Below are 16,144 nucleotides of genomic sequence, written 5' to 3'. Positions count from 1 at the left end.
ACCCCACAAAGGGATTCATAAAAATTAGTCTTTATTCTCTTAAATTAATATATAGACTACAATTTTTTTTAGATGAAGAAAATTCAAATGGTTGACCTTAAAGGTCAGTATAACGATATAAAAGATATTGTTAATCCTTCTATTCAAGAAGTTATTGAAACAACTACATTTATAAATGGACCTAAGGTTCATGATTTTCAAAAGCATTTAGAAACATATTTAGGCGTAAAACATGTAATACCATGTGCTAACGGAACAGATGCTTTACAAATAGCTATGATGGGCTTGGGATTAAAACCCGGAGATGAAGTTATTACAGCAGATTTCACATTTGCTGCAACTGTTGAGGTGATTGCTTTATTACAATTAACTCCTGTTTTAGTAGATGTTAACGAAGATGATTTTAATATCAATATTAATGCTATAAAAAAGGCTATTACTCCAAAAACAAAAGCCATAGTACCTGTTCATTTATTTGGTCAATGTGCCAATATGGAAGCTATAATGGAAATTGCTAAAGAGCATAATTTATTTGTTATTGAAGATAATGCTCAAGCTATTGGTGCTAATTACACATACAAAGATGGTGCTAAAGCCAAAGCAGGAACCATTGGTCATGTAGGATCTACTTCCTTTTTTCCTTCTAAAAACTTAGGTTGTTATGGAGACGGTGGTGCCATTTTTACAAACGATGATAATTTAGCACATACTATACGAGGTATTGTAAATCATGGTATGTATGAGCGCTATCACCATGATGTCGTTGGTGTTAATTCTCGTTTAGATAGTATACAAGCTGCTGTTTTAGATGCCAAACTACCGCATTTAGATAAATATAATAAAGCAAGACAAATTGCTGCAAAAAAATATAATAAAGCTTTTGAAGATATAGAGCAGATAATAACACCAAAAGTATCTAATGGTTGTTTAGAAATATGTGACACTTGTAATTGTCATGTCTTTCACCAATACACATTAAGAATAAGCGGTATAGATAGAGATGCTTTAGCAAAACACTTAAATAGTCAAGGAATTCCTTGTGGTGTCTACTACCCTATTCCTCTTCACAAACAAAAAGCATATTTAGATGCAAGATACAATGAAGCTGATTTTGAAATTACAAATAAGTTAGTTAAAAATGTCATTTCATTACCAATGCATACGGAATTAGATGACGAACAAATAGAATTTATTACATCAACTATCATAAAATTTATAAATGGATAAGATATTAGTTACTGGCGGATTAGGATTTATTGGATCTCATACAGTTGTAGAACTACAAAATGAAGGCTACGAGGTTGTTATTATTGATGATTTATCAAACTCTTCAATAAAAGTTTTGGATGGTATTACTGCCATAACTGGAAAAACTCCTGTTTTTGAAAAATTAGATTTAAAAGATAAGGATGGGGTTTCTGCATTCTTCAAAAAACATAATGATGTAAAAGGTGTTATTCATTTTGCGGCAAGTAAAGCAGTTGGAGAAAGTGTTAAAGAACCTTTATTATATTATGAAAATAATATAGGAACCTTAGTTTACATTCTTAAAGAATTAAAAAAACTACCAGCTGCTAGTTTCATATTTAGCTCTTCTTGTACTGTTTACGGACAAGCAGATGAATTACCTATCACAGAAAATGCACCAGTAAAACAAGCTGAATCTCCTTACGGAAACACAAAACAAATAGGTGAAGAAATTATTAGAGACACATGTAAAGTTGTTTCAACTTTAAAAGCTATTGCTTTACGTTACTTTAATCCAGTTGGAGCGCATGAAACAGCTAAAATAGGAGAATTACCAATTGGTGTTCCTCAAAACTTAGTGCCTTTTATTACTCAAACTGCCATAGGTTTACGTGAAGAGTTATCTGTTTTTGGAGAAGATTATCCAACACCAGATGGAACATGTATACGTGATTATATTCATGTTGTAGATTTAGCAAAAGCACATGTTGTAGCTCTAGGCCGCTTGCTTCAAGATAAAAACAAAGTAAATTATGAAACTTTTAATTTAGGAACAGGAAAAGGGAGTTCGGTATTAGAGGTTGTTCAATCTTTTGAACGTGTTTCTGGCAAAAAATTAAATTACAAAATTGTTGACAGAAGAGAAGGTGATATTATTTCTGCTTATGCAGATACCAATAAAGCAAATGATGAATTAGGCTGGAAAACAGAATTAACACTTGATGATGCTATGCGTTCTGCATGGAAATGGGAACAAGTAGTTAGAGAAAATAAATAAAAATTTGCTAAATTATAATATAGAAAAGGTTGCTATAATAGGCAACCTTTTTTGTGAGAAACATTATTCACTTCAATTTTTTAAGCAAAACAAGAACCAAACAAAATACTGATTATCAAAACAATGCGACTTAAAATTTTTACACAAACAGAAAAAAATTACTATATTACAAAGGGTATATTATTATCGGGAATTACCTTTTTAAGAATTTTTTAAGAATATCAATCTCCTTTATTTATAATTTCATGGTAAGTTAGTTTTCTATTACCCTATTAAGAGCTTTAACTAACCATTGTCAATTAAATAACGAATGCCAAATAATTCAAAAATATTATTTATTGCCTTATGCTTATTTAGTATATCAAATAAACTATTAGCTATTCCAAATTTATCATTAATTCAAATTGATAGTTTAATTCAAGAAAAAAATATTAATAATGATATGGCTCAACTTGAACTATTGGTACTTTACAATGATGCATTGACAAAAAAACACTCAGATTCAATTAAAATATTTAAAAAACTAGCCATATTAAACGCCAATTTAAACCAACCTAAAGACGCCTTCCTTTTTACTGAAAAATACATAAATAATACATTAGACTTTTCAATTTTAAATAATGGAGCTTATAATAACATTAATAAAACTGAAGAATACAAAAGCCTAAATGACAAATATTTAATACACATTACACCATTAACATTCTTATATCTTTATGCTTCGTTAATTGGCTTTTTCTTCGCATTAGTTATTAATTTCACTAAGCAAGCAAATAAATATGCAAAAGTATTTATTGGAGCTTTTGTTGGTGCGCATTCTCTTTTCATTCTTGAATTTGTACTGTACATGTCTAATATACAATATGAATTACCATATACCTATAGAATATCATCTATAATTGCACTATTATATGGGCCTTTATTATATTTTTATTTTAAGAGTATTACTCAAGATTTTAAATTTAAAAATGTATACTTATTACACTTTCTACCTACCTTAATCTTATTAGCATTTCTATCACCTATTTACTTATTATCCCCTTCAGAGAAAATTAAAATGATGCTAGAAATAAACACAGATTATAAAAATTATGATTTAGTGATTTTCATTTCCAAAATAACATCTTTAATTATTTACGCATATTTTATTGGCAAGCTATTCTTAGTAAAAGAAAAAAACAATACTTCTAGCAACAACATTACTTTATGGAAAAAAACTATATATAGAATACACATTTCATATGTTATTTCTTATTTAATTTATGGCTTATTTGCATATGGGGCTTTAGGCTTTATTTCTAGTTTAGTTTATCATATACAAATAGGAATAATGTCTATTATGGTTATCTACATAGCATATTTAGCATATGTACAACCTCAAATGCTTAAAAGTGAAACCATTCCCTTTAAAAATAAATTATTTCTGGAAAAATATAAAAAATCAGGACTAACTGAGGCTTTATCAAAAGAGCTTAAAGAAAACCTAATAACATTACTTGTAGAAGAAAAAATATATAAGGAAAATAATATCAATCTTGAGATTCTATCAAAAAAATTAAACACAACAAGACACAATACTTCACAAATAATAAATGAACATTTTAACATGAACTTTTTTGAGCTAATCAACAAATTCAGAATTAAAGAGGCTGCTCATTTACTTAAAGAAGATGTTTGTGGTAATTTAAATATTATTGATGTTGCTTACGAGGTAGGATACAATAATAAAGTTACTTTTAATAAAGCTTTTAAAAAAGAAATTTCTCTTACACCTTCTGAGTATATAGAATCTCATAACCAAAGTATTACCTACGAATAAATAACAAATAATCTATACCAAAATAGGTAAAGTATTATGGGGATTACCCCTAAACCACCTCTTTATCCTTTCTTTTATCTCTGCAATTGTAAAAGGTAGGACGGATAAAACTTTATATGTAATGTTTTAAATTCCACTAAACTTTAATTTCTTTTTATAAAGTATGATTTTTTTGAATTAGTCACTTAAAAAATACGCCTCCTACCTTTTTTCAATCTGCATTGACTAATTCAAAAACATCTACTTATGAAAGTAAAAAACTACTATTTAACTCTAGTATTTATAGTATTTTGCATAATATCATTGTCTGCACAAGACAAAACTATTTATGGTAAGATTGTAGACAAAGACAACTTGCCACTACCGGGAGCAACAGTTCTAATTAAAAATTCAAACATTGGAACTTCAACAGATTTTGATGGAAAATATTCAATCAAAGTAAATCAAGGAGCAATACTTGTATTTAGTTTTGTGGGATATACAAATCAAGAAATTACTGTTCAATCATCAAATACAATTAATGTTATAATGCATGAGGACACAACAACACTTGAGGAAGTTATCGTTGTAGCTTATGGATCGCAAACAAGAGAATCTATAGTGGGATCTGTAGGCGTTGTTTCAAGTAAGAACATTGAAACACAACAAGTCACTTCCCCCTTAAGAGCATTACAGGGCGCTGTTCCAGGAGTAAGCTTAATAACAGCAGGAGGTCAACCTGGAAATAATCCAACTATTAGAATTAGAGGAATATCTAGCGAAATTTTAGAAAGAGGTCCTTTAATTGTAGTAGATGGAGCGCCTTTTAATGCCAATCTTAGCACTATAAGTCAAGACCAAATTGAATCAATTTCAGTATTAAAAGATGCTTCTTCATCAGCATTATATGGATCAAGAGCGTCTGGAGGAGTTATATTAATTACAACAAAAAAAGGACATAAAAACGGCTCTCCAAGAATCACGTTCAAGTCACAAATAGGGCTGTCTAACCCAACCGTTGGAATTCACGATTTAAATGCTCCAGAGGACTATTTAAAATTAACATGGCAAGCCTTAAAAAACACCAATCAGTATGAAAACGGACAATCAGAAACTGAAGCCGCTTCAAGTGCTTCAAATCAATTAGTTGACTATTTAGGCTATAATCCATACAATACAACCAATCCAATTGATACAAATGGAAATTTGGTCTCTGGCTCTAACTTATTATGGAATTCAAATTGGGAGGAAGAAATTATTAGAGAAGATTATTTGAGAATAAATCATAATATTAGCATGTCTGGAGGTAGCGAAAAAACCAGATATTTTATGTCTTTCGATTATTTGAATGAAGATGGTCCAGTTACCACCTCAAACTTTGAAAGAGTATCGTCAAGACTAAATTTAGAAACACAAGTAAATGATTGGCTTAAAGTAGGTCTTAACTCAAGTTTTTCGCGCTCTAACTCAAGTAATCCAGACCAAACAAGTGGCAGTACAACACAAGTAATTTCATGGATTTATGGACTATCTAGTATTTATCCCATTTATGCTCGAAATGCCAATGGCGAATTAATTAGGGATGCCTCAGGGAATCAGATTTTTGATTTAGGTAATGGTTTAGTAACTGGACAAGCCGTAAATAACACAAGACCTGTTTTTAGTGGCGAAAATCTTTTAGCTACTATAATATTAGGGAAAGAAAGAAGAGTTAGAACAAACTACTTAGCTAATGCTTTTGCCGAAATAAAACTTTTTGATGGATTAACATTTAAAACACGTTTTAGTTTTGAAAACTACCTTCTTGATTCTTTTAGTTTTGAGGATGATAAAATTGGTTCTGCATCAGGGGTACAAGGGCGTGTTTCTCAAAATAGAGATTTAACAACCACATTAAATGCCACTCAAACATTAAATTATACAAATAGTTTTGGCAATCATAATATTTCTATAGATGCCATTACAGAAGCATATACTAATACTCAGGATGATTTACTATCCCAAGGCTCTGGGTTTTTACCTGGTATTCAAGATTTAAACGGCAGCACAGTACCAGAAACTATTGGAGGAAACGTAATTACTTCTAGAATTAATAGTTATTTAGGTAGGGTTGGCTATAACTTTAATCAAAAATATTATGGCGAATTATCATGGAGAAGAGATGGATCCACTCGTTTTAATAAAAATAAAAGATGGGGTGATTTTTTAGCAGGAGGAGCCAGTTGGGTTGTATCCAAAGAGGTTTTTTTAAGTAAAAATAATACTTTAACATTCTTAAAGCTTAGAGCTTCTTATGGAGAACTAGGTAATAATAGAACAACAAGCCGCTTTCCTTTTCAGTCTATATTTCAAACTGGTTTTGTTAACCAAGAAAATCCAGGGGTACTACTAGAAGGTATATCTGATGCCGACTTAAGATGGGAAAAAGTAGAATCTCTTAATATTGGTACTGATTTTGAATTATTTGATGGTGTTATTTCGGGTACAGTAGAATATTATAATAAAGAATCTGTTGATTTAATTTTAGAAAAACCAAAGCCTAGTTCTTTAGGCGTAAATAAAGTTCTTACCAACATTGGATCTATTAGAAATTACGGTTGGGAAACTTCTTTAAGATCTATTAACTTTAATACTAATGATTTTACCTGGACTACAGGCATCAATTTTTCTCTAAATAAAAATAAATGGACTAAGCTACCTCAAGAAGAAACCTTAGTAGGATCTAAGCGTTATATTGTTGGTGGTTCTATTTTCGATTTCTTTATAAGAGAATGGGCTGGAGTAGATTCTACAGATGGTCGTGGCATGTGGTATATGGATGTAATTGATACTGATGGTAACATTAGTGATAAGGCAACAACAAAAAATTATGCAGAAGCTACAAGGTATGATATAGGAAAATCATCTTTACCAGACATTGAAGGCGGTTTTACATCTTTTGTTAAGTATAAACAATTTGATTTAAATTTACTATTCAATTTTAGCTTTGGTGCTTATTTATTAGATACCGATTATTCATCACTTATAAACCCTTTTGAAAACCCAGGAGCAAGCGCTCACCCAGATAATTTTAATGCATGGAAAAACCCAGGAGATGTTACAGATGTCCCTTTATTACTTGCTAGTAATAATGATCATGCATCTAGATCGACACGTTTCTTATTTAAAAACGATTATGTTAGATTAAAAAGTTTAACCCTTGGTTATAACTTACCACAATCTACAATTGAAAAAATAGGTTTAAATAAATTTCGCATATTTCTGCAGGCCGATAATATTTTAACATGGCAATCTCATAAAGGGATAGATCCAGAACAAGCGTTTAATGGCGTCTCTAATAATAGGTCACCATTATCTAAAACTATTACTTCAGGAGTCCTTTTAGAATTTTAAAACATATAAGAAGATGAAAACATATAATATATTAAACAAAAGCTTTCTGTTAATTATAGCAGTCGTTATTTTGTCTAGCTGCTCTAAAGAGTTCTTAGACGAACCTAAAAATACTGGAGGTATATCAGAATCATTCGTTTTTACAGATAGAGACATAGTACAAGCTTTTATAACTGGAATATATAATAGATATAAAGGGCAATGGGACAATGATATAGCAGATGGTGAAAATAATTCGGATCCAGATACAGGTGGATTATACGCTATGTATTTTGCCAGAACCATTAAAGGAAATGATTTAATTCAAGCCCCAACATTTTACAGATTTGATTATGCTCACGATAATAGAGGTCCTTCATTTAGAAGAACAAATTTTACATGGACTTTTAATTATGAAATAATAAACTATGCCAATACTTTAATTAACGGTTTAGCCAAAAGTGATCTCGATGATGCAACAAAAAAAGAATTTACAGCTGTAGGTAAAGCTATAAGAGCATTTCATTATTTTCAAATAGCTTTAGAATTTGCTCCTAATTATAATAGCGATAAGAACAGTACTAGAATCCCTATTTACACAGAACCTGCTACAGCTGTATCAGAAGGGAACCCGCCTAGTTCATTAAACGATGTTTATGCTTTAATACTTTCAGATCTCAAATCTGCGATTCTAGATTTACCAGAAGAAAGACTAGGTAAGAGTTATATTAACAAATCGGTTGCCAATGGTATGCTAGCTAGGGTTTTATTAGTTACTCAGGATGATTGGGATTTAGCTTCATCTTCAGCAAAAGCTGCTTATGGCGGTAATGCTTCATCTGCGGTTGTATCATCAAATTGGGGAGAAGGATTTTCAGACTTAACAGATCAAGATTGGTTATGGGCTATGTTTCAAGATGGCTCCAACGAAACCAATTTCTTTTGGATGGCGCCACATGTTTTTATAGATCATTTAACATTATCATTTCAAGCCACCTATATAAACACTAATTTTAGAGATACGTTTTCCGATACAGATGTTAGAAAGTTATTCTCTAATATTTATAATTCTACAACACCATATAGAGAATTTGTAACAACCAAATTTGAGTTTACATTTGCTTCAGACGCTCCATTAATGAGAAAGTCTGAAATGGTACTTATTGATGCTGAAGCACAATACAACTTAGGGAATGAAACAGAAGCTAAAGACTTACTCTTCACATTACAAAAAGAAAGAGATCCCAATGCAGTATTATCTACAAATACAGGAAATGCTCTAATGGACGAAATTTTATTAGAACGAAGAAAAGAATTGTACGGAGAAACTGGAATAGAATGGTTTGATTCTAAAAGATTAAGAAGGTCAATTAATAGAGATCCAGAACATAGAGTTCCTATTAGTGTTCCAGCAGATAGTGAATTATTTTATTTAAATATACCACAATCTGAAATTGATGCTAACCCAAATATGGATGAAAGCTTAAATCAATAATAAGTGAATATTAAAAAAACAGAGAAGCTTGATTTTCTCTGTTTTTTTTAATGTTTTATACTACTGTTTTCTTTTTTTAAAACTCATAATAACTAGTATTATCATTCCAATGGTAACAGACAAATCTGCCATGTTAAAAATACCTGTTTTAAAAACGCCTCCTAAATCTATAAATAAAAAATCTGTTACAGAGCCATATACTATTCTATCATAAACATTAGCTATACCTCCACCTATAATACTAGCAAAAGCAAAAAGTGATAAATTATCTAGGGTTTTATCTTTTAATATATGACGCAATACCAACCCAAGAACTACAATAGGTAAAATAAGTAACAAGATAATTCTTAAAGTAGGATTTAAATCATTACCCATACCAAGAAAAGCACCTGTATTCTCTACATTCATCATAGTAAAAAAATCACCAATTATAGGAATGCGTTCACTTGGACTAATATCCGTTCTACCGTTTATATTTGCTCTAACAAGTACTTTTGAAATTTGATCGACAGCAATTGTTAAAACAATAACTAGTATAATATAAATAGTTCTTTTTAATGATTTCATAATTAGACTTATAAAGTTGCAGAAGCAGTTTGTGCTTCTCTATTAATTTTCTTTACTAAACCTTGAAGTACTTTTCCTGGACCAACTTCTGTGAATAAAGTGGCACCATCTGTAATCATTTGTTGTACAGATTGTGTCCAACGTACTGGTGCTGTTAATTGAGAAATTAAATTTGCTTTTATAGCGCTTTCATCAATCACTGCATTAGCTGTTACATTTTGATAAATAGGGCAATTAGGTTTGCTAAATATCGTGTTTTCAATAGCTGCTGCTAATTCTTCACGAGCAGGCTCCATTAAAGGCGAATGGAATGCACCTCCAACTGGCAATACTAAGGCACGACGAGCACCTGCTTCTTTTAAAGCTTCACAAGCTTTGTTTATAGCTTCAACTTCTCCAGAAATCACTAATTGACTAGGACAGTTATAATTTGCAGCAACCACAACACCTTGTATTTTAGCGCATACTTTTTCAACAATGTTATCATCTAAGCCTAAAACAGCAGCCATAGTACTTGGCTGTATTTCGCATGCTTTTTGCATAGCTAAAGCACGTTGAGATACTAATTTTAAACCGTCTTCAAAATTTAAAGCACCATTTGCTACTAATGCCGAAAACTCCCCAAGCGAGTGTCCTGCAACCATATCAGATTTAAATGTATCCCCTAAAGTTTTAGCTAAAATTACAGAATGTAAAAATATAGCAGGTTGCGTAACTTTGGTTTCTTTGAGGTCTTCTGCAGAACCTTCAAACATTGTATCTGTAATGTTAAACCCAAGAATACTATTAGCTTTTTCAAATAGTTCTTGAGCTAGAGGTGAGTTTTCATAAAGATCTAAACCCATTCCTGAAAATTGAGCCCCCTGGCCAGGAAATATATATGCGTTCATGTTGATTAGTTTTTAGTGGAGCAAAAATAGGAATATTTTTTAGAAGGTGGATTACTTAGGTTTAAGGGATCAAACTTTAAAAAACATTGTAGAATAATTTTCTTTAATCTTCCATTTATAATCCAACAATTGCCGCTTCTGCACATCGTTCTCCATCCATAGCTGCCGAAATAATTCCTCCAGCATAACCACCACCTTCTCCACAAGGATATAAGTTTGATATTTGTGGGTGTTCTAATTGTTCATTTCTAGGAATAGATACTGGTGAAGACGTTCTAGATTCTACACCAACGATATTAGCTTCTTCGGTATAATAGCCATTCATTTTTTTTCCGAAAGCTTCAAATCCTTTTCGTAATCTTCCTCCTATAAACTTAGGTAATAAGGAATGCAATGGTGCCGATTTCAACCCTGGCTGATAAGAACTAGGATTTAAATCTGCAGACAGCTTTCCTTCTACAAAATCGGTTAATCGCTGCGCAGGAGCTACTTGACTTCTTCCTCCAGCAGTGAATGCTAAACGTTCAAGGCTTTTCTGATATTCCAAACCTTTTAAAACACCAAATTTCTCATATTTATGTAAATCGGTATCTACATTAATCTCTACTACAATACCCGAATTAGCAAATAAGTTATTCCTTTTTGAAGGCGACATGCCATTTACAACCACTTCATCATTTGCTGTTGCCGCAGGCACAATAAACCCGCCTGGGCACATACAAAATGAATATACACCACGTTCTTTTACTTGCTGTACTAAACCATAAGAAGCAGCAGGAAGTAATTCATGGCGTTCACCACTACAATGATATTGTATTGAATCAATAATATATTGTGGGTGTTCTACACGCACACCCATTGCAAAAGATTTAGCTTCTAAAGCAATATTCTTTTTATGTAACAAATAAAATAAATCTCTAGCAGAATGACCTGTTGCTAAAATGACTTTTTCAGCAATCATTTCATTACCGTTTTGTAATTGAATGGCTTGTATTTTATTATCCTTTATACTAAAATCTGTAACCCGTGTTTCAAAATGAATTTCACCACCATAATTTAGAATAGTTTCACGAATGTTTTGTACAACTTTAGGCAGTTTGTTTGTCCCAATATGTGGATGCGCATCAACTAAAATTTGATCTGTAGCTCCATGGAAAACAAGGTTTTCAAATATTCTACGTACATCACCACGTTTTAAACTACGAGTATATAGTTTACCATCACTATAAGTACCTGCTCCGCCTTCACCAAAACAATAGTTAGAATCTTCATTAACAAAATGATCTTGATTAATGGCTTTTAAATCGCGTCTACGGTCTTGTACATTTTTTCCGCGTTCCAAAACGATAGGTTTAAAACCAAGTTCTATACAACGTAATGCAGCATACATACCTGCAGGGCCAAAACCTATAATATGGATCGGTTTGGCTTTTGAAACGTCTTTATAATCAAATTGGTATTCTGAGTTTTTAGGTAAAACTTCTCGTATATAAACAGCAACCTTATAGTTTAATATAATTTTAGGTTTCCTGGCATCAATAGATTTACGAAGTACCTTAACACCAGTAATATCTTCTTTATCTATGTCTAAAGCTATTGCCGATTTTAAAACTAATATATCACTACGTTCTTCCTCTTTAAGTGTAACTCGAAGTTGTATCTCTTTTATCATAACGCAAAATTACTGAAAATGTAGCAAGAGATTTGAAAAAAGAATTTTAAGAAGGTTAATCACAATACATCAAAGATTTTTCTCTTGATTTCCAATATCCCTTAGCAATCCAATAGCAAAATAAACCACAATAATTCCACCTAAAGCAATACAAATCCACATAAAAAGAGGCGTTTGCCAAAATATTTTGCCTTTTGAAACTACTATTTCCTTTTTAACCTTTAAAAAATTAGAAATAGAAGCCTCTTCTATATTAGCCGTTTTGTTAGAAATAAAATTACCTAAATCGTAAGAGGGTTTAGATAATGTTGAGTCTATTAAAATCTTGTAGGCTTCTTCCTTTTTTAGATTAGAAACAAGATATACCGGTTTTTGTAATAAAGCGATATTATCTATATCTAAAGGCGGGTTATCTTGATTATCAATTTCAATAATGAATTCTTTTTCATTTAAATTATTAAATACAAAGCTGTTTTTATTTTTTGAATTTAATTGAAAAGATGTTAACACCTGGTTATAAGTCTCTATTCGTTTTTTGATTTTACGTGTTTTTTCTACAACGATTTTGGCATCACGTAGAAAAAACTGAGTATTAACTTTAAATGAAATCGCATTGATTTTATGAGTATTAGGAGCTGTAAACCTAATTTGTGTTACTTTTTTTTCTTTTAAAAAAACAACCTCTTGTTTAAAGAATTCTATCTCAATAGCATCTTGAATAAAGAACTTACTTTTATAAGTACCAGCTCCAAGAACATTGATAGGTAACGAATTTTTATCGTTAAAATTAATCCGTAAAAACTTATAAGCGTTTAGAGGAAAATAAATTGTTTTCTCTACAGTTGTCTTGTTTGGTGAATTTATAGAGGTTAACCTTTTATTAGCGGCTAATCCAAACCAATCATTCCCATTATCGCTACCATAAACATCGTAACTTTTACTAACCTTTGTATTAACTATCTGTAATGTTATATGATCTTGCTTTTGTCCTTTTATATTTTCTATGATAAAAGAACTTACAGAATCTTTAATAACTTTTTTTGATGCAATTTCAATAGGTGAAAATGTTGAAAACGTTTTATCCGTATTATAAAATAAAACATAAGGCACTTCTCTTTTATCAAAAGTATTAACTCTTAAAAAGTTGAAATTGTCATGACTTGCAGAACGCACTTCTGGTGTAAGCATGATTTTATGTAAACCATCTTGTTCTATGACGCTTATTGTTCCTTTATAATTTTGACTAAAACTAGCTGAAACTGTAAATAAAACAATTAAAAGATTATATATTTTCATGGTCATTTTCATTTTCGGGTGTTTCATCAATGATTAATTTTTTAATTTTTTGGTATACAAAGGAAATAACCAGTATTAAAACACCAAGAAGAATGAAGGCTATAATCTTTCCTGTTTCAGAAACATTTTTAATATCGTACACAAATAATTTTACTATGGTTAGTCCTAATAATGAGAGCGCAATAACTCTAAGGTCTTTCCATTGTTTTTTTATACCTATAATTAGGAATACAAATGAAAATATGCCCCAAAGTATAGGATACCCTATTTTTGAAATTTGAGCTTGCATATTATCGACTTCTCCTTCTATAAAGTAAGTTTTAGAATATGAGTCCTTATCTGAACTTGGGAACTTTTCTCCTAGTTCTGCTATATTTATAGAGGCATTTGTAAAATGTAAACCATGTACCATGATTTCATTACTTAATACATACACAATAGCAAAAGCGAAAACCCAGGCTAACCATTTATTTTGATTTGTTTTGAATAACAAACTTGCATTACGGAATAATTGATATCCAAAATAAATTAAGCAACCTAAAATAATATAATGAAAATAAAAAGCATATTTGGTAGTTGTACTATTTACAAAATTCTCTATCATTTCATTATTTGGAAATGCGTAGAATTTAATAATATATAGTAATATTGAAATACTGCTAATTAGTAATAAACCCTTGGTAATAAAAGCATACTTAAATCTTGAAGATAAAAACAATAAAATAGCAATAAATATAAAATGATAAGTTACAGAAAAAGATAAAGCAGAAATATGATTTTCTAAAAACTGGAAGGCTTGATAGTTCACCTCTAAGATTCCTGTAACATATGTTATAATAATAGCACTTATTAAAACAGCAACCTTATAAAGGTTGATACCTAATGTAAAAAACTTCGTTTTAATATTTCCTTCCTTTTTTAACAACCAATAGGTAATAAATAAAGAAATACTAACAATTAACCCAGCAATATATACAGGATTTAAGATTATAGAAAGTGCTTCACTAGCATTATATACTCTCCAATCTAATACCAAACTAACAAGCGTCAATACTTGCACAATAACAGCACCTAATTTAAAAGCACTAATCTTCGATTTTTGAGACAACCAAAGTAATAATACAGCTTCTGCTGCCCAAAATAAAGTAATTTGATTGCCTTCAAACTGGATAGGAATTGTAAGTGTAACAAAAGTTAACGCTAAACCTATTAAAAGGTATATCGCATTTTTATCTAATCCAAATTTCTTATAAAGAATAGCTGCATATACAATATTGTAAACCGCCAATAATAGCGTAAACAATCCTGTAAAATTGGAATCCCAACTTTTAAGAATAGTCATTCCTATACCAAAGAAAAAGAAGGTGTTTGCTACCAAAATAAAATACTCAATAGTTGAAAACACACCTTTATTTCTAAGGTTGTTTAAAACAATGGTGATACTAAATATAAAGTAGAATAAGGTTGCGAAAGTTAACGCTCCTGCATAAGAAAATATAGATTTTCCAATTTCTATTAAACACCAGCTATTAAATAATACCATGGTAAAAACAAATGCTAGTATCGTTGCTATTTTCCATTTCTTAAAATAAGAGATAGCTAACATACCTATATTTAGAATAGCTATATATGAGAATAACACCACATAGTTTCCTTCACCTGTACTTAACATAAAAGGCGCTGCAAAACCACCTATTAATGATAAAACAGCAAGCTCTTGACGGCTATAAGAGACAGAGACCAATGCACTAAATGCAGTAATAATAGCCATAATAATAAAAGCTACCGTTTGACTAAACAACTGGTATTCATGAAACGCTATATAAATGGTAAAATAAAATATACTAATAGCTCCAGCCACTAAAACAGAACTAAATGCCGCATAGTTTTTCTTTAGTTTATGGGCTATTCCCATAACCAATGCACCACATAAAATACCAATACCCACTCTTGCTGGTTCATTTATCCAGTCTTTATCGATAGCATATTTTACAAAAAAACTTATCCCTAATACTAATATTAGGATTCCTATTTTATTTATTAGGTTTTCACCTATAAATTTTTCTAAATCAGGATTCTTCTCCTTAAAGGTTTCTATCCACGATTTTTTAGGTCTCTGTTTTACTTTCGGTCTACTTTGTATTGATTTTTCCTTTACAGGAGAGTAGATTTTCGTAGTACTATCTGGAATAGGTTTTCTTATTTTTTCCTCTTTAGGCATAATAACTTGAGGCTTTTCTACAACAGGCTTTATAATATCTTCTAATGGTTTAGATATTTTAGGTTGTTCTACACTAGTTTCTTTTTTCTTTTCGATAATTCGCTCTTGAGAAACTATTTTATTTTGTAGATGTTTTATTCTTTCATTTAAACCATCAATGGTATTACCTAATTTCTTGAATTTTGTATTTATATTATTATTTACAATAAATAGAAACACAATAAGTACAACAAATAAAAATCCTGTCATAGAAGTATTTTTTACTTTTAAACACCAAATGTAAGTTTTTATAAATAAATAAATTTTATACGCATAAAACCCGACTTATAATACTTAAAATCAATTATATAAATAACATATACAAACAAAATAGTTATTTTTGTTTATATACAACTGGCTAGTGTGTCTGATATTTTTTTTGGCCATTTATTAGTTTTAAAAGCCCTATAACTCCTACAACTTCTCTACAAAAACAACTTGCTAAAAGCCAATTTTTTTGGTGCTTTATTTTAGCCTGACTTTTAATATTACTTTTAAAATCGTAGTTATCTAATTTTGTGCAGACTATAACTTAAATCTTATGGAATA

The 16,144-nt window shown here is 30.5% G+C and carries 10 protein-coding genes; 5 read left to right on the top strand and 5 right to left on the bottom strand.

Features of this window, described 5'->3' with window-relative positions:
- Positions 1-72 precede the first annotated feature (72 nt).
- From A8C32_RS10025 to A8C32_RS10005, 5 genes are all read left to right on the top strand, one after another.
- Positions 73-1,227, top strand: a complete 1,155-nt coding sequence (locus A8C32_RS10025) for a DegT/DnrJ/EryC1/StrS family aminotransferase (RefSeq protein ID WP_069830297.1) — start codon at positions 73-75, stop codon at positions 1,225-1,227.
- Positions 1,220-2,245 (top strand): UDP-glucose 4-epimerase GalE, encoded by a 1,026-nt coding sequence (gene galE, locus A8C32_RS10020; protein ID WP_069830296.1) that lies wholly within the window; start codon positions 1,220-1,222, stop codon positions 2,243-2,245. Before A8C32_RS10025 ends, galE begins: the two co-directional genes overlap by 8 nt.
- A gap of 310 nt (positions 2,246-2,555) precedes the next feature.
- Entirely contained in the window at positions 2,556-4,064 is a 1,509-nt protein-coding gene (locus A8C32_RS10015) for a helix-turn-helix domain-containing protein (protein WP_069830295.1), read from the top strand.
- Between the two features lie 246 nt (positions 4,065-4,310).
- Entirely contained in the window at positions 4,311-7,436 is a 3,126-nt protein-coding gene (locus tag A8C32_RS10010) for a SusC/RagA family TonB-linked outer membrane protein (protein WP_083253313.1), read from the top strand.
- A gap of 13 nt (positions 7,437-7,449) precedes the next feature.
- Positions 7,450-8,910: a RagB/SusD family nutrient uptake outer membrane protein gene (locus tag A8C32_RS10005; RefSeq protein ID WP_069830294.1), complete on the top strand. Its 1,461-nt coding sequence runs from the start codon at positions 7,450-7,452 to the stop codon at positions 8,908-8,910.
- A 60-nt stretch (positions 8,911-8,970) separates the two neighbouring features.
- Here the strand turns inward: A8C32_RS10005 and lspA are convergent, their stop codons facing one another.
- The 5 genes from lspA to A8C32_RS09980 form a co-directional block, all read right to left on the bottom strand.
- Positions 8,971-9,477, bottom strand: a complete 507-nt coding sequence (lspA, locus tag A8C32_RS10000; RefSeq protein ID WP_069830293.1) for a signal peptidase II — start codon at positions 9,475-9,477, stop codon at positions 8,971-8,973.
- Between the two features lie 8 nt (positions 9,478-9,485).
- On the bottom strand, positions 9,486-10,367 hold the full coding sequence (fabD, locus tag A8C32_RS09995; protein WP_069830292.1) for an ACP S-malonyltransferase: 882 nt from the start codon (positions 10,365-10,367) through the stop codon (positions 9,486-9,488).
- A gap of 115 nt (positions 10,368-10,482) precedes the next feature.
- A complete protein-coding gene (locus A8C32_RS09990; RefSeq protein WP_069830291.1) occupies positions 10,483-12,039 on the bottom strand; it encodes an NAD(P)/FAD-dependent oxidoreductase in 1,557 nt (518 codons plus the stop codon).
- Positions 12,040-12,108: 69 nt separating this feature from the next.
- Positions 12,109-13,362: a discoidin/SUN/FTP domain-containing protein gene (locus tag A8C32_RS09985; protein WP_123803385.1), complete on the bottom strand. Its 1,254-nt coding sequence runs from the start codon at positions 13,360-13,362 to the stop codon at positions 12,109-12,111.
- The gene (locus A8C32_RS09980) at positions 13,322-15,805 is read right to left on the bottom strand and encodes a DUF2339 domain-containing protein (RefSeq protein ID WP_069830289.1); all 2,484 of its coding nucleotides are present in this window, start codon (positions 15,803-15,805) and stop codon (positions 13,322-13,324) included. The genes A8C32_RS09985 and A8C32_RS09980 overlap by 41 nt, the downstream gene beginning before the upstream one ends.
- Between the last annotated feature and the right edge of the window lie 339 nt (positions 15,806-16,144).

Origin of the sequence: Flavivirga aquatica, assembly GCF_001747085.1 — a bacterium.
GTDB classification, from domain to species: Bacteria; Bacteroidota; Bacteroidia; order Flavobacteriales; family Flavobacteriaceae; genus Algibacter_C; species Algibacter_C aquatica.
Note: the sequence above shows the minus strand (reverse complement) of the source record. Positions and strands in the feature narration are given on the sequence as shown.

Bases quoted from the DNA above. Each gene is read 5' to 3' on its own strand.
- A8C32_RS09990 (WP_069830291.1), bottom strand. From the start codon at position 12,039: ATGATAAAAGAGATACAACTTCGAGTTACACTTAAAGAGGAAGAACGT.
- A8C32_RS10025 (WP_069830297.1), top strand. From the start codon at position 73: ATGAAGAAAATTCAAATGGTTGACCTTAAAGGTCAGTATAACGATATA.
- fabD (WP_069830292.1), bottom strand. From the start codon at position 10,367: ATGAACGCATATATATTTCCTGGCCAGGGGGCTCAATTTTCAGGAATG.
- A8C32_RS09980 (WP_069830289.1), bottom strand. From the start codon at position 15,805: ATGACAGGATTTTTATTTGTTGTACTTATTGTGTTTCTATTTATTGTA.
- lspA (WP_069830293.1), bottom strand. From the start codon at position 9,477: ATGAAATCATTAAAAAGAACTATTTATATTATACTAGTTATTGTTTTA.
- A8C32_RS10010 (WP_083253313.1), top strand. From the start codon at position 4,311: ATGAAAGTAAAAAACTACTATTTAACTCTAGTATTTATAGTATTTTGC.
- A8C32_RS09985 (WP_123803385.1), bottom strand. From the start codon at position 13,362: ATGAAACACCCGAAAATGAAAATGACCATGAAAATATATAATCTTTTA.
- galE (WP_069830296.1), top strand. From the start codon at position 1,220: ATGGATAAGATATTAGTTACTGGCGGATTAGGATTTATTGGATCTCAT.
- A8C32_RS10005 (WP_069830294.1), top strand. From the start codon at position 7,450: ATGAAAACATATAATATATTAAACAAAAGCTTTCTGTTAATTATAGCA.
- A8C32_RS10015 (WP_069830295.1), top strand. From the start codon at position 2,556: ATGCCAAATAATTCAAAAATATTATTTATTGCCTTATGCTTATTTAGT.